This is a genomic window from Methylosarcina fibrata AML-C10 (assembly GCF_000372865.1).
Classification (GTDB): domain Bacteria; phylum Pseudomonadota; class Gammaproteobacteria; order Methylococcales; family Methylomonadaceae; genus Methylosarcina; species Methylosarcina fibrata.
Window position 1 is genome coordinate 4,855,525 of sequence record NZ_KB889965.1, and the last position, 19,746, is coordinate 4,875,270.

A 19,746-nucleotide genomic window follows, 5' to 3' on the forward strand; every position below is an offset into this window, starting at 1 on the left:
TTATCTGCCTCGGGCATCGTTCCAGAGAATTTTGTGCAGTTGTATTTGAAAGCGGACGGGCAAGCGGTCCTTAAGAATTTTTTCCGCAAGCCGGGTTGGATTTTGTTGCCCCATGACCGGAGAGAACAATATCTGGCAACGCTCTGGCAGTTGGTATGCGGTTAATGTGGCTTTCGACCAGTCGTAATCTTCATCGTTGCCGATAACGAATTTCACCTGATCTCTGGGCGTGAGATGGTCGATGTTCCGGTATAAATTCCTGCTCAATTCGCCCGAACTCGGCGTTTTAAGATCCATGACCTTGATCACGCGCGGATCGACCTTGGCGACGTCCATGGCACCGCTGGTTTCCAGAGAAACGCGATAGCCTTCCTTCAGCAGTTCGTTCATCAAGTCGATGCAGGACGGCTGCGCCAGGGGCTCGCCGCCGGTCACGGTGACGTACGGAGTGCCGTAATGTTTTACTTCATCCAGAATCGCCGCGATCGGCATTTTCTTGCCGCCGGTAAATGCGTACTCGGTATCGCAATAAACGCATCGCAAAGGGCAGCCGGTCAGGCGGATAAATACGGTAGGAAGTCCTACCGTATCCGATTCACCCTGGAGCGAATGGAAAATTTCGGTAATACGAAGAGAGCTCACGATCAGGGCTTGGCGTCCTTGACCAGCAGCAGCTTTTTGGAAGCCAGGCGAGCCGCAGCCGTATTAGGATAATTCGCCGTCACCTGGGTCAGATACTCGCGTGCCTTAGCCATGTTGTTCAAGTCGAATTCGACGTAGCCGAGCTTGAGCAAGGCGTCCGGGACTTTGGCGCTGTCGGGATAGTTCTCGATCACCTTGTGGAACGCCTTGCGCGCGGAATCGGCATCCTGATTGACCCGATGGGCTTCTCCGAGCCAGTATTGGGCATTGCCCGCCAGTTGGCTCGACGGATGGTTGTTTAAAAAGGCGTTGAAGACCTCGATCGATTGCTTGGTTCGGCCGTTGCGCAGCGCATCGTAGGCCTCACGATATTCCTGATTTTCATTCTCGGGGACGGCCGGCGCCTGGGCCGGTGCAGGAGCGGCCGGAGCCTGAGCTTTATCGGCCGCTTGCCCTCCGGATTCGGCCGGCTGCGCTTCGGCGGCCGGCGCTTCTTCCGGAGAGTCCTTATTTTCCGACGCCGGCGGATTGTCCTCTGCGCTTTCCGATGTCGCCGGATTTTCTGCGTCGGCAGAAGGGGCGCCTTCCAGTTTGTTTTCGACGTTCTGCATGCGTTCGTCAAAATCGGAATACATCGTGCTCAGGCGTTTTTTCAGCTCGGCGTTTTGATAAGCCTGCTCTTCAACCTTGCCGGTCAGGGTTTGCACTTCACTTTGCAACTGCTCCAGTCGGTTCAGGATTTCATACATCGTATTGCTTGGAGCGGTTTTTGGGGCATTGGCTGCCGCAGGTGCCTGCTGGGGATAGCCTCCCGCCGTATTGACGACCGGAGGCAATGCATGCGACGGCATCGAAAAGCCGCCAGCCGCGAATACTAGCAGAAGAGAGTAGGGCTTCATTTACTTGTATACCAATTCGGCGCGGCGATTGAGTTCCCACGAGGCTTCATCGCTGCCGAAAGCGGCGGGTTTTTCTTCGCCGTAGCTGACGATGTCGATCTGGCTGTCGGACACACCCTGGGATTTCATCATGTTGGCGACGGCCTTGGCGCGTTGTTCGCCGAGAGCAATGTTGTATTCGCGCGAACCTCGCTCGTCACAATGACCTTCCACGCTGATGCGCTGGTTGGGATTGGCGGCCAGGTATTGGGAATGAGCATTGATCACCGGTATGAAATCGGGTTGAACCTGACTGCTGTCGAGCATGAAATAAATGGTCTGCTTCGACAGAGGGTTGTTCGGATCGCTGAATTCAGGCCCCAATCCCCCTTTGCCGCCGTATTGGCCCGATCCGTAGGCGCCGCCGGCGCCGCCGAATTGGGAACCCGACATGCCGCCGGCGCCGTTCAGGCCGCTGGTCGAAGCGTCGTTGATGCCGCTTGCGCTCGTTTGAGTGCCGTCCGTCAAACTGGTATCGGCTGCGTCATCGCTGCAAGCCGACAAAAATACGGCACTGATCGCCAATACTAACAACGTTTTGTTTAATTGCATTTTCATATTCCTAAAAAATAAGTTACTAATTTTACAAAATAATTCAAATTCTGCCAATAATCCGGCAGGAAGATAAAACCGCCGGAAATGCACTGAGTTGTTTCCGTTCGCTTCGATTAAATGAAAGACCGCGATTCAATCTCGCTTTGTTTAAATCAGTCGAAACGAAACGGTAAGAAACTCTCGGCCCATTCCTGTACTAGGGCGACCAGGCGGGTTCGCGCACGGCATTGCTGTCGAAAATCAGTTTCTGCTGCATTTTGCCGTCAACGGACACTGCCGCCAGATAGCCGCCGCTGCCGCGCTGCGAAGCATAAAGAATCATGCTGCCGTTGGGCGCAAAGCTCGGCGATTCGTCGGTGGGGCCGCTGGTCAATACGTTGATGGAGCGGGTGGCCATGTCCATAACGGCAATGCGGTAATCATTGCCGTTGCCGTGCACCATCGCGATGTATTTGCCGTCCGGCGAGAAACTGGCTCTGGCGTTATAATCGCCCGAAAAAGTCAGTCTTTTCTCCGATCCGCCCTGGCTGCCGGTGATGTACAACTGGGGCTTGCCGCCCCGGTCCGAAGTGAAAACGATGCTGCCGCCGTCCGGAGACCAAGTGGGTTCGGTATCGATCGCATAGCTTCGAGTCAGTTTGGTTAACGAGCGCGTGATCAGATTCAGAACGTAAATGTCGGGGCTGCCGTCTTTCGACAAGGTCAACGCCAGTCGCGTGCCGTCGGGCGACCAGGCCGGGGCGCCGTTGATGCCCGGAAATTCCGCAACCCTTTCTCTCTGGCCCGTTGCCAGGGTTTGTATGTAAATGGCCGCCGATTTTCGCTCGAACGATACGTACGCCATCTTTCGTCCGTCCGGCGACCATGAAGGCGACATCAGCGGTTCGGTGGAGGTGGCGATCGTCTGAGGATTGAAACCATCGGCATCGGCCACCTGCAGCATATGAGTCCGATGTGCTCCCTGGCCGCTGCTGGTAATGTAGGCGATGCGGCCGCTGAAGACGCCTTTTTTGCCGATCAGTTTTTCGAAAATGAGATCGCTGATGTGATGTGCCGTCCGGCGCAGATCGGCCGCCGATGAACTCATGCGATAGCCCAGCAACTGAGAACCGTTATTGACATCCAGCAACTGGAACTGGATATTGTATTGTCCTCCCGTCGGCGTCACCTGGCCTACGACCAGATAATTCTGGCCGATGGCTTTCCATTGGTCAAACTGGACCGCTTCCGCGCTACTGGGACGGCTGGGCATGGATTGTTCGTTCAGAGTCCTGAAGTAGCCGCTGCGCCCTAAATCGGAGTTGACCACCTGGCTGATGGAGATCGGAGCCACGGCCGCTCCCTGCAGGGCGAAAGGAACCACGGCAATCGGCAAAGCGCTTTCGATGCCCTCGGTAATTTCTATGTCCATTTCGGCTTGCGCGCAGGGCAGGGCCATGCCCAGCCAGACCAGCCACACTATTCTTTTAAAAACACTCACGTGCTCACCTCTTTCACTTAACAATACACCCTGATCTTCCTGTTCCTTTCGATTCAATTCATGGGCGCTATCGATTAAAACAGAAAATTAACGGTCCGGTTCAAATGTAAACGTAAACGATCTGAATTTTTTCGCAAACAGATCCTTGTCTTTGGGCACAGGCAACGGCGACGCTTTGTTTACCGCGTTTTCGGCCGAGCGATCGAAAATTTCGTCGCCGCTCGACGAGATGACCGTGGCTTCAATTACCGTGCCGTCGGACATTAACCGGACCCTGATTTTACACTTTAACCCCGAGCTGGAAGTGGGTGGACGAATCCAGCTTCGATTGGTTTTCAGTTGAATGGCCGCTCTCGCTTTTTCGAACTCGTCATTCATCGCTTTCGCTTTGGCCTCGGCCTCCGCCTTGGCTTTTGCAGCCGCTTCGGCTTTCGCTTTGGCCTCGGTTTCCGCCTGGGCTTTTGCGGCGGCTTCGGCTTTCGCTTTGGCCTCGGCTTCCGCTTTGGCTTTTGCGGCCGCTTCGGCTTTCGCTTTGGCCTCGGCTTCCGCTTTGGCTTTTGCGGCCGCTTCGGCTTTCGCTTTGGCTGCGGCCTCTGCTTTAGCTTTTTCTGCGGCCAGCTTTTTGGCTTTTGCCTCGGCTTCGGCCTTGGCTGCTTTTTCAGCGGCCAATTTTTTGGCTTTTGCCTCGGCTGCCTTTTGGGCCTCTTCCGCTTTTTCTCGAGCAGCTTTTTCTTCAGCCAGTTTTTTGGCTTTTTCTTCGGCGGCTTTTTTAGCCGCCAATTTTTTTTCTTTCTCGGCAGCGGCTTTGGCAGCCTCGGCTTTTGCGGCCGCCGCCTTTTCTTGTTCGGCTTTTTCGGCGGCCAGCCTTTTGGCTTTCAGGTCGGCCAGTTTCTCGGCTTCCCTTCTGGCTTTGGCTTCGGCTTCCGTTTTGGCTTTTTCCGCAGCCAACTTTTGCGCTTTCTCGGCCTCGGCTTTCGCTTTGGCCGCCGCCTCGGCCTTTTCCGCTGCGGCTTTTTTGGCTTTCGCAGCCGCTTCGGCTTTTTCGGCAGCGAGCTTTTGCGCTTTTATTTCAGCGGCTTTTTCGGCCTCGGCTTGCGCCTTGAGCTGCTCGGCTTCGGCTTTTTCGGCGGCCAGTTTTTTAGCCCTGGCTTCGGCTTCCGCCTGGGCTTTTTCAGTAGCCAGCTTTTTGGCTTCTGCCGCGGCTTGTTCGGCTTTTTCTCGAGCGGCTTTTTCGGCGGCCGCCTTTTCCGCAGCGGCTTTGGCTTTTGCCGCCTGAGCTTCCGCTATGGCCGCGGCCTTTTTCTGCATTTCGGCGGCTTCGTCGACTTTCGGTGCCGGCTCCACCGGCTCCGTTACAGGTTCGGTCTTGGCTGTCGGCGTCGGCTGTTCGGGCGCTTGTTCGACAATCGTCGCCTGAATGATTTCGGGCGTCGGCGGCCCCGAGTCGTCCGGCATTTTGAACAGCGTACTGAGGATGATCAGCAGCACGATCGAAACATGCAGAGTCAGGGCCAATACGAACGGCCATGAATATTTTTTTGTGTTCATCCCGTTTACTTTTCTTCAGGCCGGGTCAGCAAGCCCACGTTCGGCACGCCGCTGTTCTTCAGACCGGCCATCATCGTGACGACGGTGCCGTAATCGACGTCTCTGTCGGCTTCGATCAGCACCTGCGTCTCGGGTTTTTCGGCCAGAATCGCCGATACCTTGGCATCGACTGCCTCGGGATCGATCGGTTCCTGCTCTTTATCGCAGCACATGATGAGATATTGGTAATTTCCTTCCGCTCCTTTATGAATCGTCAGAACCAGCGGCGGCTCGTTCTTCGGCTCGACCACGGCCGATTCGGCTTCGGGCAGGTCGACTTTCACGCCGGTTTGCAGCAGCGGCGTCGTGATCATGAAAATAATCAGCAATACCAACGTGACGTCGATATAAGGGACGACGTTGATTTCCCCCATCGGCTTTCTGCGGCGGTTTTTTCTACTCATTTTTGGTGCGCCTGTCTTTGCAGTAATACGACGAATTCTTCGACGAACAGTTCATAGCGGCCGGTGAGCCGGTCGAGCCGGGTGGAAAAGCGGTTATAGGCGATAACCGCGGGAATCGCCGCGAACAGGCCGATCGCGGTCGCGATCAGCGCTTCGGCGATGCCCGGAGCAACCTGCGCCAGAGTGGCCTGCTTGACGTTGCTGAGCGAGCGGAATGAATTCATGATGCCCCAGACCGTGCCGAACAGACCGACGTAAGGACTGGTCGAGCCGACCGTGGCCAGAAACGGCAAATGCTCGTCGAGCCGTTCGAGTTCGCGGGACAATTCGATGCGCATCGCCCGCTGCGCGCTTTCCACCTGCACCATCGGCTCGACGGTGCCGGTCTGGCGCATTCTGGAAAATTCCTTATAGCCGGCCAGAAATATTTTTTCGATGCCTTCCGGTTCAAAATCTTTCGCGGTCAGTTTCCGGTACAGTTCGGCCAGCGCTACCCCGGACCAGAACTCCGCTTCGAACTCATCGGTGATTTCGACCGCCCGGTTCAGTTCCTTCCGTTTGGAAAAGATGAACGTCCAGGACGCCACCGAGGCGCTTAACAACAGCAGCATGACGAACTGGACGACAAAGCTGGCTTCTTTAATTAAGTGGAAAATCGACAAATCAGTATTCATTCGCTAACTGCTCTAATAAAGGTTCGGGAATTGCTTTGGGACGCATGGTTTCAGAATCCAGGCAGGCGATGCGCACGGTGCCTTTGCACAACACGTCGCCGTCCCGGGTAACGGTTTGTGCAAAAATCAGACTGGCTTTTTTGGCTTCGGTGATTTTGGCACTGACCTGGATCAGGTCGTTAAAACGGGCCGGACTTAAATAATCGATCTGCACCGAGCGCACGACGAAGAGGATTTTCTCGACTATTTTCAGCTCGTCTTGTTCGTAGCCCATGGATCTGAGCATTTCGGTCCTTGCCCGCTCGAAAAATTTAAGATAATTGGCGTAGAAGACGACCCCGCCGGCATCGGTGTCTTCGTAATAAACGCGTATGGGCCAGATAAACGGGGTCATTCGGTCAAAAGAGCGGAGTCGGAGCGAATTTCAAGAATAGCATTCAATAGGTGAAGCACAGCCGTCGGTCATTCGAATAAATCGGCGGACAGGCCGGACGCTTTGGGCGGCTGCAGGCCGAAATGCAGATAGGCGTTGTGCGTGACGACGCGTCCTCTGGGCGTACGCATGATGAAACCCTGTTGAAGCAAATACGGCTCCAGCACGTCTTCGATGGTGCCGCGCTCTTCGCTGATGGCGGCGGACAACGTATCGAGTCCGACCGGGCCGCCGGCGAAATTTTCGATCATCGTCAGCAGCAGTTTGCGGTCCAGGGCATCGAAGCCGTTATGATCCACTTTCAACATGTCCAGCGCTTCCACGGCAATGCTCTCCGTGACCCGGCCGTTGCCTTTGACCTCGGCGAAATCCCGGACGCGGCGCAGCAGCCGATTGGCTATTCTGGGGGTTCCGCGGGAGCGCCGGGCTATTTCGTGGGCGCCGCCTGGCTCGATGTCGATGCCCAGCATGGACGCCGAACGGGTGACGATGGTGGCCAGTTCGCCCGTGCTGTAAAACTCCAGTCGCTGGACGATGCCGAAACGGTCGCGCAATGGCGAGGTCAACAGGCCGGCGCGCGTCGTGGCGCCGACCAGGGTGAACGGTGGCAGATCGAGTTTGATGGATCGTGCGGCCGGTCCTTCCCCGATCATGATGTCGATCTGGTAGTCTTCCATGGCCGGATAGAGAATTTCTTCGACTGCCGGGCTCAACCGATGAATTTCATCGATGAATAATACATCGTGGGCTTCCAGGTTGGTCAGCAGAGCCGCGAGATCGCCCGCTTTCTCCAGAACCGGCCCCGACGTCTGCCGGATGTTGACCGACATTTCCGCGGCAATGATGTTGGCCAGAGTGGTTTTGCCCAAACCCGGCGGCCCGAAAATCAGCACGTGGTCCAGAGCTTCCTGCCGCAGCGTCGCCGCCTTGATGAAAATCTCCATCTGGCTGCGCAATTCTTCCTGTCCGATATAATCGGCCAGGCGCTTGGGCCGAATGGCGCGGTCGTGCCTTTCTTCGTCCAGGCGGCTGTGGGGGGTGATCAATCGATCTCGTTCTATCATCTGCCGGTGCTTTGCAATGCCAGTCTTATAATGTCTTCACAACTTTTTCCGTCGGTGCCGATGTGCTGCACCATTTTAGCGGCGTCTTGAGGTTTGTAGCCCAGTGCGCATAAGGCGCTGATCGCTTCCTGCTTCGGGCTGTCCGGAGCGGATTGCCGCGCCGCGGAAAGCCCGTCGCCTGAGGCCAGACCTTCAGCCCAGTTCGGCAGGCGGTCGCGCATTTCGATCAGCAAGCGCTCGGCGGTTTTCTTGCCGACGCCGGGCAGGCGCACGAGCGATTGTGTATCGTTGTCGCCGATGCAGCGATGGAACTCTTCCGCGCTGAGCCCGGATAAAATGGTCAAGGCCAGCTTGGGGCCGACGCCGTTGACTTTGATCAGCATCCGGAACAGAGCGCGGTCCTGCTCCGTCGAAAAACCGAACAGAATATGAGCATCCTCCCGGATCACCAGATGCGTATGCAATTTGATGCTCGAGCCTATCGGCGGCAGATTGTAAAAGGTCGTCATCGGCGCTTCGAGTTCGTAACCGACGCCCCGAACGTCCAGCAACAGCAGGGGCGGAGCTTTATGAACGAGAATGCCTTGTAAAAATCCGATCATTGCGGCTGCCTGTGGGCGGATTCTCTGCAAAAAAATAATGAGACAGCGAGCGCACGGTTCATCGCCGGTTCACCGCTTCGCCATGGCCAGGCGCAAACGCAGGGCGGTCTGCCGGTAGTGCGAATGGCACAGGCATAAAGCCAGCGCGTCGCTGGCGTCGATTTGCAGTTCGCCCTGTAGGTCAAGCAGGATTTTAACCATATGCTGCACCTGAAGTTTCTCGGCGCTGCCTTTGCCGACCAAAGCCTGTTTGACCTGGCGGGCGGCGTACTCGTACACCGGCAGGCCGGCCGTCTGCACCGCGCAGATGGCTGCTCCGCGCGCCTGGCCGAGCTTCAGCGCGGAATCGGCGTTCTTGTGCATGAAAACCTGTTCGATCGCCATTTCTTGAGGTTGGTAATGTTCAATAAGTTCCTGCAGGGAATTAAATATTTCCTTGAGCCGATCGGGAAAATAATCGGCTTTGATGCGGATGCTGCCGCTGGTGACGTAGCGATAGCCTTTGGGTAATTGTTCTATGATTCCGAATCCGGTCAATCGCGAGCCGGGATCGATCCCTAAAATTCGAGTCATGGGCATCCCGGCAGTCAGTCGTTACGTTTCCAGTTGAGCCATGATGTCGGCGCTGATGTCGGCGTTCGAATAGACGTTCTGAACATCGTCCAGATCTTCCAGCCGGTCGATCAGACGCATCATTTTTTCGGCGTCCTCCGCATCGAGCACGGTATTGGTCGACGCCTGCATCGTGATTTCGGCGTTTTCCGGCTCGAAGCCGGCGGCGACCAGCGCTTCCTTGACCGTCAGATAATTTTCCGGCGTAGTCATGACGTCGATCGATCCGTCGTCGTTGCTGACGACGTCTTCGGCGCCGGCTTCCAGCGCGGCTTCCATCAGGGCATCTTCTTCTACCGAATCGGAGTAGGTGATGATTCCCACCTTGCTGAACAGGTAGGCCACCGAGCCGTCCGTACCCAGATTGCCCCCGGCTTTGGTAAAGGCATGGCGCACTTCGCCGACGGTACGGTTCCGGTTGTCGGTGAGGCAGTCGACCATGACCGCCGTGCCGCCCGGTCCGTAGCCTTCGTAACGTACTTCTTCGTAATGGACGCCTTCCTGGGCGCCGGAGGCTTTCTTGATGGCATTATCGATGGTATCGCGCCGCATGTTGGCGCCCAGCGCTTTATCGATTGCCGTCCGCAAGGCCGGATTGCTGGAGGGATCGGTGCCGCTTCCCTTGACCGCTACGGTGATTTCCCTCAACAGTTTGGTGAAAATTTTTCCGCGTTTGGCGTCCTGGCCCGCCTTGCGATGCTTGATGTTAGCCCATTTACTATGTCCAGCCATTGTTTCTCTCTAAGAACCGTTAAAGATTGTCATGCTTAACAGCACTTAATCACGCATAAAAACTTTTTCCCGGCACCGATAATACGGTGCGCGTCCACGTCGCTTAAAACGTCTGCGTTTGCCGGGAAATCAGGAATTGGGGATGATAGGATACGATCGGTTATTGATCCGATATTTTAACATTCTATTCTAAGTAATTCGATAATCTTACAAAATATAAGATAAAATCGGCAAAAGGGTAGGGTGGTCGAAATAAAAATCCGCCAGTTCCCGTACGATCGGCCTGGCCACGACGCCGCCGAAGCCGATGACGCTCACGCCTTCCTGTTTGGCTTCCATGTCGGTTTTGCCGTCGCCGATCATCAGCAGAGGAACTTCGGGTTTGACGAGGCGCCGGCAAATTTCGGCCTTGCCGCCGGTTCTGGCCAGAGGCGAAGACTGATCGTATCCCCGATAAGAGCCGTCTTCGTTGAAATAGACGTCGACGGCATGGACGCGGCTTTCCGGCAAGCCCAGAAAACCGGCCAGCGGCAGGATGGCCTGGCGGATGCCGCCGCTGATGATGTGCAGTTCCTTGTTCCTGGCCGACAAGGACGAGAAAACCTCGGCCGCGCCCTCCACGATTTCACTGATGTACAATCGGGCCAGCCAGTCGATGCCGGCCCGATCGGGCCTGATCAGGGACAAGCGTTTTTCATAGACGGCTTCGAGCGGCACCAGGCCGTTCATGGCGGCATCGGTCAATCGGGACATTTCCTCGCCGAGCCCGACACGGCCGGCCAGTTCGTCGATCCCCTCGATCTTGCTGAGGGTGCTGTCGCAGTCGAAGCAGATGACGTCGAAACTCATAAAACGATTTGAGTTGCCTTTTGCACCGCCGGAACTCCGCAAAGCTGCTGTAATAATGCGTCGCTCAAAGGCTCGGAGACGCTGATCACCGCCATGGCCTGTTGCTGGTCGTCGGCGGTGCCCACCTGCATCCGGGTGATGTTGATGTTGGCGTTGCCGAGAACGGCGCTGATCGCCGAAATGACGCCCGGCTTGTCGTTGTGCTGGGTGACCACGAGCGTGCCTTCGGGCACGACCTCGATGTCGAAATGGTTGATGCAAACCAGGCGCGGATGGCGTCCGCCCAACAACACGCCGGACAGGCTGATGCTGTGCTGACCGCCATGGCCGGTCAATTTGATCAGGGAAATGTAATCCTGCGGTTCTTCGGTCTTCGACTCGATCAGGGAAATGCCCTGGCGTTTGGCGATGTTTTCCGCATTGACCCGGTTGACGGGCGTCGAGAACTGGCCGCTCAGGATGCCGACCAGGGCGCCGACCGAGACGGGGCGCACGTCCACTTCGGCGGCACGCCCGAATAAAGCGACTTCCAGTTTTTCGATCGGCTGGGTAGCCAGTCCTGCCAGAACCTTGCCCAGGATGGTCGCCAGATTGACGTATTCGAAAGATTTCTTGATTTCCTCCGCCGACTGGCGAGGCAGATTCAGCGCGTTGATGGCTTCGCCGGTCTTGAGGAACGTCACGGCCTGCCGGGCGATTTCCACGCTGACGGCGACCTGGGCTTCGGCGGTGGAAGCACCCAGATGCGGCGTAAACACGATGTTGTCGAGCTCCAGCAAAGGCGACCCGGCGGGAGGCTCGTTGTCATAGACGTCCAGCGCGGCGCCGGCGATTTTTCCCGACTTCAGGGCGTCGTACAAAGCCTCTTCGTTGATGAGTCCGCCCCGCGCGCAGTTGATCAGCATGGCGCCTTTCTTCATTATGTCGAACTGCGGCTTGCCGATGATGTTGCGGGTCTTTTCGATCAACGGGCAGTGCAGGGTCAGATAGTCGGCCCTGGACACCAGTTCGTCCAGACCGACGGATTCCACTCCCAGATCCTGGAAGATTTCCGGCGCTACGAAAGGATCGTAGGCGATCACTTTCATTTTTAAGCCCAGTCCTCTTTGAGCGACAATTCGGCCGATAGTGCCGAATCCCAGGATGGCCAGCGTCTTGTGAGCGATTTCCGAACCCATCAGTTTGGAGCGTTCCCATTTGCCGGCGCGGACCGAACGGTCGGCGGTCGGCAAGTGGCGGCTGAGCGACATCATGTGAGCGATGGCCAGCTCGGCGGTGGTTGTAGCGTTGGCGTCGGGCGTGTTCATGACGATGATGCCCAGTTCCGTCGCCATCGGAATATCGACGTTGTCGACGCCGATGCCGGCCCGGCCGATCAGCTTCAGTTTTTTGGCGGCTTGCAGGACTTTCGGGGTAACCTGGGTATCGCTGCGGATCAACAGTGCATCGTAATCGCCGATGATGTTGCACAGGCCTTCTTCTTTAAGGCCTGTCTCGATATGGACCTGGATGCCGGACTGTTCGTTAAGGTAATTGATGCCCGCTTCGGATAATTTGTCGGAAATAAGAATTTTTTTCATGTTCAGGATCGACCGGTGGCTACACGCTAAAAACGCTTATTTTAACAGCTTTGATATAATCGCGGTATCGCGATATGGAAGGTATTGATGAAAATGGCGGAGTGTTCGATTTTATCGGGGAAAGGGCCGGCCCGGCCGAAACTTTTCCGAAAATGAAATATGTCGTCTTATTGGTCATAATGGGCCTGATTTGGGCGGGAGCCGGCCGATTTCATGATTTTAATGCTCAACCGGCACCCAGGGCGGTCTTTATCACGATTACCGGGAAAAAAATCGCTCTTGAGGGTCTGCGCGGCAAACCGGTCATCGTGACCTTCTGGGCCACCGACTGTCCTGCCTGTATCGAGGAGATACCCTATTGGGTGGCTTTGTACCGTCAGTTTCACGACCGAGGACTTGAGCTCATCGCCGTTTCGATGTACTACGATCCGCCCAGCCATGTCGTCGGCATGGCCCAGGCCAGGCGCCTGCCTTACGACGTCGCGCTCGATTTGGCCGGCGAACAGGCGCGGGCTTTCGGCAACGTCGAGCTGATTCCCACGACCTTTGTCATCGATCCGGCCGGCAGGATCGTCGAACGCATAATCGGCGCCGTCGACCCGGATCACCTCACTTCACTCATCGAAAAATTATTGGAAAAATAAGTCATGCTCTGGTTGAAAGCGTTTCATTTGATCTTCATGGTGACCTGGTTTGCCGGTCTGTTCTATTTGCCGCGCTTGTTCGTATATCATGCGATGAGCACCGACTCCATCAGTAACGAGCGGTTCAAAATCATGGAGCGGAAATTGTATTACGGCATCATGACGCCGGGCATGGTGCTGACTTTGTTTTTCGGTGTCTGGATGCTGGTTTCTTATGCCTGGACTCTGTATTCCGGCAGCGGTTGGCTGCATGCCAAGCTGACCTTGCTGGCGTTGCTGGTCGGTTACCACGGCCTTTGCGGCAAGTGGCTGAGCGACTTCAAGCACGATCGCAACAGCCACAGTCATGTTTATTTCCGCTGGATGAACGAGGTGCCGGTGTTGTTCCTGCTGGGTATCGTGATTCTTGCCGTCGTGAAACCTTTCTGATCGGAAACCCGTTTGGTGTTACCATAACCGGTTTTATTGAATTGGTCGAACAAGTATCTGCAAAGGTAAAACAACGATGAAAAACATCATCACACTGTCGGGCGACATCGGCAGCGGCAAATCGTCGGTAGCGGCCGAACTGCAAAAGCTGACCGGTTATGAAATCATCGGAACCGGCAAGATTCAGCGTGCGATTGCGGAAAGACGGGGCCTTACGACGCTGGAGCTCAACAAATTTTCGGAGACCGACCGAAGCATCGACGATGAAATAGACAATTACGTGATCAACATAGGCAAAACGTCAAACGATCTGATCATCGACTCCCGGCTGGCCTGGCATTTTATTCCCGACGCCTTCAAGGTGTATTTGTCGGTGGATGCCGTCGTCGGCGCCGAACGGGTATTCTATGCCTCCCGAAGCGATGAAAACAATCCGTCGCTGGAGGCGACCTTGCAGAACAATCTGAAACGCCAGGAATCGGAAGATCAGAGGTTTTTTAAGCTCTACCGGGTCCATTTCCGGCAGCACGACAATTACGATCTGGTCATCGATACCTCGCACACGCCACCGGACGCCATTGCCGGAACCATCAAGGAGCGTTTCGATCGGCGCTGAAGACTAATCCTCATTCTTCGGCCGGGCAGAGGAGAACGCCGGGTTCGTTTTGAACCGGACTCTGCCGGTTCGGCCGGCGTCGTATTGGAAAAAAGCGAGAAAATAGCCGCCGTGAAGACGGCTATTTAAAAACATCGGTTCGGGTTAGAGATAATCCACAATCAGAAACAGGATAACGGTCAAGCCCAGGCCGGAATGGATCAGTCCTCCGATGCTGGTATAAGGACCCATCTTTCCCGCGGCGGGTAATTTCTTTATGAATTTGTTTTCTTTAATGGCCAGATAAGCGCCGTTGTATTCCAGTAATAGAATGATAACGACCGCGACGACGAGCGCCAGCAGTTTAAATCCGTGCGGGTAATGAGACGAGGCGCCCATGAAAAACAACATCGGAATCGAGAACAAGGCATTGGTTCTTGACGCCAATCCCGCCGCGGCCAGCGCTCCGGCCGCTTCGGGCAGCGCGCTGCCGCCTTTGGCCACCTGTTTCGCCGAGGCAATGACGATTTTCTGGTTCGGCCAGATGATCAACCAGACATTCAAAAACATGAAGGTCGCAAGCAGCGCCCCGACATAAATATCGACAGACCACCCGGCGCCTCTGATTCCGAAAATCCCGAGGCCGGTCAGCAGAGTCACCACCGCGCCCCAGCGAAACCACCACAAGGCACGAGGCACCAGTTTTTGCAGCGCATCCGATTTGGCGCCCGCCTCGGCTTCTTTGAAATACTCGGTTTGGACAAAATTGAAATAATAAAGTATACCGATCCAGGTTATGCCGCCCAAAAAATGCCCCCATCTGAGCAGCATTTCCAGACCCAGTTTGGTTGTCACTATATCCATCGCAATACCTCTCTTATTGTTATTAATGTATGAATGAAAGCACAAGTTAATGCTGTGCCGGGCAGATATTCGTCATAAGTCCGAATAAATGTCAAGCGAAATCCTGAAAATTATCAGGGGGCTTCATGATTATCGAAAATCGCACCGTATGGCTGGGTTAAACTCGTTGATTTTTAATTGCTTGGTACTGCCGATCAAAACTCGAGAAAAGTTGAATCGTTTGCCTCAAGCCCATTTCTGATCTTCAGTGAAAGCAACCGCTAACCCACTGTGCAGCGATTGCATTGGGACGGACTCTTAACTAAGCTTCGAAAGGGCGTTTGACAACCGTCCCTTTCCCCCAGGAAACTCTTCGTGTTTTTAGCCGAACCGACAAGAAGACGGTGCCGGTTGATTAAGCGAAGTCCGTTCACACTTTAACACTTATTGGCAGGAACTCACATTATGATGATTGCATTGACCGGAATTGTGGTTTTTCTATGTCTCGTTATTGTTTTACTTTACAACTCGCTGATCGCTAAAAAGAATGCGCTCGGCAATGCGTACGGAACCATCGACGTCATGCTTAAAAAACGCTACGACCTGTTGCCTAACCTGTTGGAAACGGTCAAGCGGTACATGAATTACGAGCGCGATACCCTGACCCGGCTGGTCGAGTTGCGCAGCAAGGCGGTCAGTCCCGAACTTTCCGCCGATCAGAAAATTCAACTCGATAACCAAATCCATTCGGCGGTGAAAAGTCTTATGGTGCAGGTGGAAAATTATCCCGAGCTGAAAGCCAATCAGAATTTTTTGCAATTGCAGGGGGCCTGGAACGAGATTGAAGAACAGATCTCCGCTGCAAGGAGGTCCTACAACGCCGCGGTTAACAGCTACAACAATGCCTGCGAACAATTTCCGACCAATCTCATGGCCAATCTGATGCGTTTTCAACTGAAGACCTATATCGAAATTCCCGAAGAAGAGCGGGGGAACATCAGCGCCAGGAACCTGTTCGGCAATTGAGACGATCTATAACCTTCCAGTGAAACTTCGGCTGTTCCATGAAATCCTACGCTGAATTTTTCAATCTGTATCGATCGCGGCTGCTGCCGGCTTTGTATAATCTGGAGCCGGCAAGAAAAGATGCTCTTTTTGCGCTGTTGACGAGCGTTTTTTTTATCTTGATCGCTGCGGGCGGTTTTCTGCTGTTTTCTCGAAGCGGCAAAGCAGCCGGTCTGGCGATTGCGCTGCCGCCTCTGGTCTTCGGCATCTACTCCCTTTACCGCTACAGCCGAAAGAAGAGCGCCTATGCCGAGGCATTCAAGGAACAGGTCATCCGGGAGATGGTGGCGTTGATCGATCCGGGCCTTCACTATTTTCCGCAGCGGCACATTGCTCAATCCGACTATCGGCAAGCGGATATTTTCCGGGCTTCGATCGACCGTTTTCACGGCGACGATCTGGTCGAAGGCACGTTGGGCGCCACTTACTGCCGCTTTTCCGAACTCCATCACCAGGAGAAAAGAGAAAGCACCGATTCAAAAGGCAGGAGACGAACCCATTGGGTGACTGTTTTTAAAGGCCTGTTTTTCGTGGCCGATTTCAACAAGCATTTGCACGGACGGACCTATATTGTCCCCGATGCCGGTACGAGTCTGCTGGGAATTGGCAAGCTGTTTGAAAAATGGCGGTTCGATAAAGGCGAATTGGTCGAGCTGGAAAATCCCGAATTCGAAAAATTGTTTACCGTGTACGGCACCGACCAGGTGGAAGCCCGCTACATCCTGTCTCCTTCGATGATGGAAAGGCTGGTCGGTTTCAGGCGCAGGGCCAATACCCGTTTGCATCTTTCCTTTATCGGTTCCAATCTTTACCTGGCCATTGCGTTGAACAAAAATCTGTTCGAACCCAATTTATTTTCTTCAGGCGTCAAATCCGGTTATTTGAAGGATTATTTTCGCTATCTCGACCTGGTCACCGGTCTGGTCGAGGACCTGAATCTGAATCTCAGGATCTGGGGTAAGACTTAGCGGCACTTTCTTGCCGTTTCTTCCTTGTTTCTTGTTACAGGATTTCTCCATACCTCCGAAAGCCTTTCTTGCCGAGCGGCCGGTTCACCCGGCCAGGCATGAGCATTTCCATGAACGCTTCTTGCCCGCTTTAGCCGAAACCCGGATTATAACCGCCTCCCATCCGTGCGGTCTGCCGATGATTCCGTTATTTTCCAGATTCGAGACCGCGATCACAAAAAAATTAATCGCCTACGACTAGGATTACTGAGCGGCAGTTGACTCACCGCGATGTTTTTTTGTATCCAACCGATCTTGATTGGGATAGCGTATGGCAACCGGTGTTATTGACGACAAAAATCGCCACCTGCGGAAAAAGTTCTTTTCGGCGGCCCGTTCGCTCGGTCCGGGCATGGTGATGATCATATCGGACAAAATCTCGATCACGAACGCATTGGCAAAGCATCTGGCCGGCATAGGGTTCGGAATCATGATCGTCTCTCCTGATTCGGAGCTCAAATGTCTCGACGCCGGCTGTCCCAGTCTCATACTGATCGATTGCTACGGCAACGGCCATGATCCGGCGAATCATCTGCGCGTAAGCGGTTCGATTCCGGTGATTTGTCTGACCGCTACTCGCTGTGGGGATCTGCCCGGTTTGTTCGAACAGGCCTGTCTGGACGAATTGACGGCGACTTCCGGTCAGATCGAAGCTTTGGTCGCCGAAATTCTGCATAAAATTAAGCGTCGCAAGACGGAAACTTCAGGAAATCCGGAGCCGTGTTTTGTTGAATACGACCCACGCAAACGCCTGAATTTTTCTGCGTCGCTTCCTGCCGTTCTGACAAATCCCGGGCAGCAGGTTACAGCTCTTCGCAATTCGGAGCTGGATCCCGGACCCGCTTCTGCCGGAGATAACGCCATCTCTGTATTGATCGTCTCGGAATGCGAGAAAAAGGCCATGGCATTAAGCCGGCATATCGCTTGTTTCGAGCATATTCTTCCGGTAAAAGCCGGCGCTGTTGTGCCGGAACATGCCCCGTCCTGGCTGGAGCAACTTGCACCGGACGTCCTACTTCTGGATATCGGCGTGCCTGAAACGGTTCTCTCCGAACGGTTGAGAACGATCAGGGAAAAATCGGCAGCGACGAAAATCGTCATGCTGCACGACGGTTCTTTACCCGATTGTCTGGAGCTTATCGTCGAATTCGGCGTTTCCGGCTGCGTATCGATGGATTCCCCACCGCAATTGATTCTGAAAGCGGTTCGCGCCGTCTGCGCCGGCGAGTTTTGGCTGCCTCGTTCGGTTCTGGCGCAGGTTTTCAAAGAAGTGCTGAGCAGGCCGGGAAACGGGCGTGTCAAGACCGATTGTCGGGTCATAGGCAGCGCCGAGCAGGTGGCCTTGCTGACGCCCCAGGAAAGGCGCGTGGCCGAATTGGTGGCACAAGGGCTGACCAACAAGGAAATCGCCAGGCGATGCACCATCAGTCCCGAGACGATCAAAAAACACCTGCAAAAGATCTTTGAAAAGCTGGGAATCAATCGCCGCAGTCAATTGGCCATCTTGCAGGCGAATGAGCGTCTCTTACAACGGACGGACGCCGTGTCCGGTAAAATCAAAGCGGCCTGAACCATACATCTTTTTATCCTTCCATTTTAACTCCAAGCCATTCCTCGCATACGGCTGATTTTCCAAAGTCAAATCTGCGTTTTTCCCTATTCTGTGCCAACTCGGGTTACCCATTCGGGTAATGGTGCCTTAAGCAAAGTTTAAGATAAATTATCACCGTGGTTCTAAAGGAGGTTTGCCCCATCGCCTTTAGCTATCACAAAGGAAATTAAGGAAAGGAAGATGCCTTCGTAAACACTGCTCTTGAGGGCAGTGTTTATGGTGGATATCCGACACTGATTTTAAACTGGATCTATGTTGCGGACGTGCTTTAGCCGCCTATGATCGCATCACACGGAATATAAGAGGATAAGGTCATGATATTACTCAAGTTTATACGCGCTATGGCGCTGGCTTCATTGTTTATGACGGCCGGGTCCGCTTGGGCTACGATACCGGACGGCGCTTGTGGGACGACGGTTTTCGATCTTAACAACGAGAAAAACTCCGCCGACAAACTGGGTACGGTTACCGTGGCCAACGATGCCACGAATCTTTACGTTAAATTCGATTTGACGGTCACGGGTTCTAATTTCAATTATGTGAATCTGTGGGTAGGTACGGATTTGCAAAACAAGCTGCCTGTCCCATACATGTTCCCTAATCCGGTACGTTTGACAGGGACCACCTACACTTACGTACTGCCATTGTCTAGTCTCGGCATCATTGATGTGACGACTTCGTGCCCGGTAATCGCCATCGATGCGTTCGCGGTCGTGTCAGACGGCGGCGAGGTGACTACTAATGGCAGAGCTCAGGGAAAATATACGCTCTGCTGCGATCAGCCTCCTCAAATCGGCGAGTGCGAAACCGCTTTTGCCAAGGGCGGCTACGTGTTCACAACCGATTCGAAGAGCAATCCCGAAAATCTGCCTTCACTGAAGCTGACCAAGAATCGCTGGGGCTGGGCCATCAATGTGAAGGATAATGGCACAACCGTTTACAATATCTGGAAAGGAGCCGGATTGAACGATACCACTAAAGGCGAACTGGTCGGAACGCTGACGGTTGAAAAGAACGGCACATTGGTTAAAGTGACTTATAACCTGACCGGCGATGTAATGAATGAGTTGCACATCTATGTGGGCGATAAGATGCCGAATACGATTGCTCCCGGTCAGTTTGGATTTACAAAAGACTTCGATCCCGCCGTATCCAGCTTCAGTAAGACATTCTCTGTAACCGACACCAACAGTGACGGTATCTGGATAATCGCTCACGCGGTATCCTGCACGGTTCTGGATTAAAACGGACCGGCTACTTGAGGAGCAGGGTAAGCCGGTCTGAAATCATCCCAGGGAAGGGTTAAAGCAAAGGGGCCCGACAGAATCGTCGTGAGCCCCGACGGAACAGCCGGGATTCGGCAGGACGCCGAATCCCGGCTTTTTTTATGGATTGAAGA

At 54.4% G+C, this 19,746-nt stretch carries 22 protein-coding genes; 7 read left to right on the forward strand and 15 right to left on the reverse strand.

Translation table 11 applies throughout. The features are described from left to right. The 14 genes from queE to serA all read right to left on the reverse strand — a co-directional run bounded on the left by queE (position 1) and on the right by serA (position 12,152). Entirely contained in the window at positions 1–642 is a 642-nt protein-coding gene (queE, locus tag A3OW_RS0123070) for a 7-carboxy-7-deazaguanine synthase QueE (RefSeq protein WP_026223879.1), read from the reverse strand. Positions 643–644: 2 nt separating this feature from the next. After that, positions 645–1,493, reverse strand: a complete 849-nt coding sequence (ybgF, locus tag A3OW_RS0123075) for a tol-pal system protein YbgF (protein ID WP_232422428.1) — start codon at positions 1,491–1,493, stop codon at positions 645–647. Positions 1,494–1,541: 48 nt separating this feature from the next. After that, complete coding sequence (gene pal, locus A3OW_RS0123080; RefSeq protein WP_026223880.1) at positions 1,542–2,132, reverse strand: peptidoglycan-associated lipoprotein Pal; 591 nt, start codon at positions 2,130–2,132, stop codon at positions 1,542–1,544. A gap of 199 nt (positions 2,133–2,331) precedes the next feature. Continuing rightward, positions 2,332–3,573, reverse strand: coding sequence for a Tol-Pal system beta propeller repeat protein TolB (gene tolB, locus A3OW_RS0123085; RefSeq protein WP_051091877.1), 1,242 nt, complete (start codon positions 3,571–3,573; stop codon positions 2,332–2,334). 129 nt (positions 3,574–3,702) lie between these two features. Next, complete coding sequence (tolA, locus tag A3OW_RS0123090) at positions 3,703–5,163, reverse strand: cell envelope integrity protein TolA (RefSeq protein ID WP_020565830.1); 1,461 nt, start codon at positions 5,161–5,163, stop codon at positions 3,703–3,705. A gap of 5 nt (positions 5,164–5,168) precedes the next feature. Further along, the gene (gene tolR / locus A3OW_RS0123095) at positions 5,169–5,606 is read right to left on the reverse strand and encodes a protein TolR (protein WP_020565831.1); all 438 of its coding nucleotides are present in this window, start codon (positions 5,604–5,606) and stop codon (positions 5,169–5,171) included. Then, the gene (gene tolQ / locus A3OW_RS0123100; RefSeq protein ID WP_020565832.1) at positions 5,603–6,280 is read right to left on the reverse strand and encodes a protein TolQ; all 678 of its coding nucleotides are present in this window, start codon (positions 6,278–6,280) and stop codon (positions 5,603–5,605) included. The genes tolR and tolQ overlap by 4 nt, the downstream gene beginning before the upstream one ends. Beyond that, a complete protein-coding gene (gene ybgC, locus A3OW_RS0123105; RefSeq protein ID WP_020565833.1) occupies positions 6,270–6,674 on the reverse strand; it encodes a tol-pal system-associated acyl-CoA thioesterase in 405 nt (134 codons plus the stop codon). Before ybgC ends, tolQ begins: the two co-directional genes overlap by 11 nt. Positions 6,675–6,742: 68 nt before the next feature. Beyond that, positions 6,743–7,777: a Holliday junction branch migration DNA helicase RuvB gene (ruvB, locus tag A3OW_RS0123110; RefSeq protein ID WP_020565834.1), complete on the reverse strand. Its 1,035-nt coding sequence runs from the start codon at positions 7,775–7,777 to the stop codon at positions 6,743–6,745. Further along, on the reverse strand, positions 7,774–8,379 hold the full coding sequence (gene ruvA / locus A3OW_RS0123115) for a Holliday junction branch migration protein RuvA (protein ID WP_020565835.1): 606 nt from the start codon (positions 8,377–8,379) through the stop codon (positions 7,774–7,776). Before ruvA ends, ruvB begins: the two co-directional genes overlap by 4 nt. A gap of 69 nt (positions 8,380–8,448) precedes the next feature. After that, positions 8,449–8,952: a crossover junction endodeoxyribonuclease RuvC gene (gene ruvC, locus A3OW_RS0123120; protein WP_020565836.1), complete on the reverse strand. Its 504-nt coding sequence runs from the start codon at positions 8,950–8,952 to the stop codon at positions 8,449–8,451. A gap of 21 nt (positions 8,953–8,973) precedes the next feature. After that, complete coding sequence (locus A3OW_RS0123125) at positions 8,974–9,723, reverse strand: YebC/PmpR family DNA-binding transcriptional regulator (protein WP_020565837.1); 750 nt, start codon at positions 9,721–9,723, stop codon at positions 8,974–8,976. Between the two features lie 207 nt (positions 9,724–9,930). Continuing rightward, complete coding sequence (locus tag A3OW_RS0123130) at positions 9,931–10,572, reverse strand: HAD-IB family phosphatase (protein WP_020565838.1); 642 nt, start codon at positions 10,570–10,572, stop codon at positions 9,931–9,933. Then, complete coding sequence (gene serA, locus A3OW_RS0123135; RefSeq protein WP_020565839.1) at positions 10,569–12,152, reverse strand: phosphoglycerate dehydrogenase; 1,584 nt, start codon at positions 12,150–12,152, stop codon at positions 10,569–10,571. The genes A3OW_RS0123130 and serA overlap by 4 nt, the downstream gene beginning before the upstream one ends. A 152-nt stretch (positions 12,153–12,304) precedes the next feature. On the opposite strand from serA, the gene A3OW_RS0123140 reads away from it, so the two are divergent. The 3 genes from A3OW_RS0123140 (at position 12,305) to A3OW_RS0123150 (ending at position 13,841) form a co-directional block, all read left to right on the forward strand. Then, complete coding sequence (locus A3OW_RS0123140; protein ID WP_026223882.1) at positions 12,305–12,796, forward strand: peroxiredoxin family protein; 492 nt, start codon at positions 12,305–12,307, stop codon at positions 12,794–12,796. Between the two features lie 3 nt (positions 12,797–12,799). After that, positions 12,800–13,225, forward strand: a complete 426-nt coding sequence (gene hemJ, locus A3OW_RS0123145) for a protoporphyrinogen oxidase HemJ (RefSeq protein ID WP_020565841.1) — start codon at positions 12,800–12,802, stop codon at positions 13,223–13,225. Positions 13,226–13,301: 76 nt separating this feature from the next. After that, positions 13,302–13,841: a cytidylate kinase family protein gene (locus A3OW_RS0123150; RefSeq protein ID WP_020565842.1), complete on the forward strand. Its 540-nt coding sequence runs from the start codon at positions 13,302–13,304 to the stop codon at positions 13,839–13,841. A 144-nt stretch (positions 13,842–13,985) separates the two neighbouring features. On the opposite strand, the gene A3OW_RS0123160 is transcribed toward A3OW_RS0123150, so the two are convergent. Continuing rightward, complete coding sequence (locus A3OW_RS0123160; RefSeq protein ID WP_020565844.1) at positions 13,986–14,684, reverse strand: urate hydroxylase PuuD; 699 nt, start codon at positions 14,682–14,684, stop codon at positions 13,986–13,988. A gap of 444 nt (positions 14,685–15,128) precedes the next feature. Here A3OW_RS0123160 and A3OW_RS0123165 point away from each other — a divergent pair, with 444 nt between their 5' ends. From A3OW_RS0123165 to A3OW_RS0123185, 4 genes are all read left to right on the forward strand, one after another. Continuing rightward, positions 15,129–15,689 (forward strand): LemA family protein, encoded by a 561-nt coding sequence (locus tag A3OW_RS0123165; protein ID WP_020565845.1) that lies wholly within the window; start codon positions 15,129–15,131, stop codon positions 15,687–15,689. A gap of 38 nt (positions 15,690–15,727) precedes the next feature. Next, entirely contained in the window at positions 15,728–16,696 is a 969-nt protein-coding gene (locus A3OW_RS0123170) for a DUF3137 domain-containing protein (protein ID WP_020565846.1), read from the forward strand. 310 nt (positions 16,697–17,006) lie between these two features. After that, positions 17,007–18,305, forward strand: coding sequence for a LuxR C-terminal-related transcriptional regulator (locus A3OW_RS26705; RefSeq protein ID WP_020565848.1), 1,299 nt, complete (start codon positions 17,007–17,009; stop codon positions 18,303–18,305). 356 nt (positions 18,306–18,661) lie between these two features. Next, positions 18,662–19,591 carry a hypothetical protein gene (locus A3OW_RS0123185; protein ID WP_157385959.1) on the forward strand — a complete coding sequence of 310 codons (930 nt, stop codon included), beginning with the start codon at positions 18,662–18,664 and terminating at the stop codon, positions 19,589–19,591. Positions 19,592–19,746: the final 155 nt, after the last annotated feature.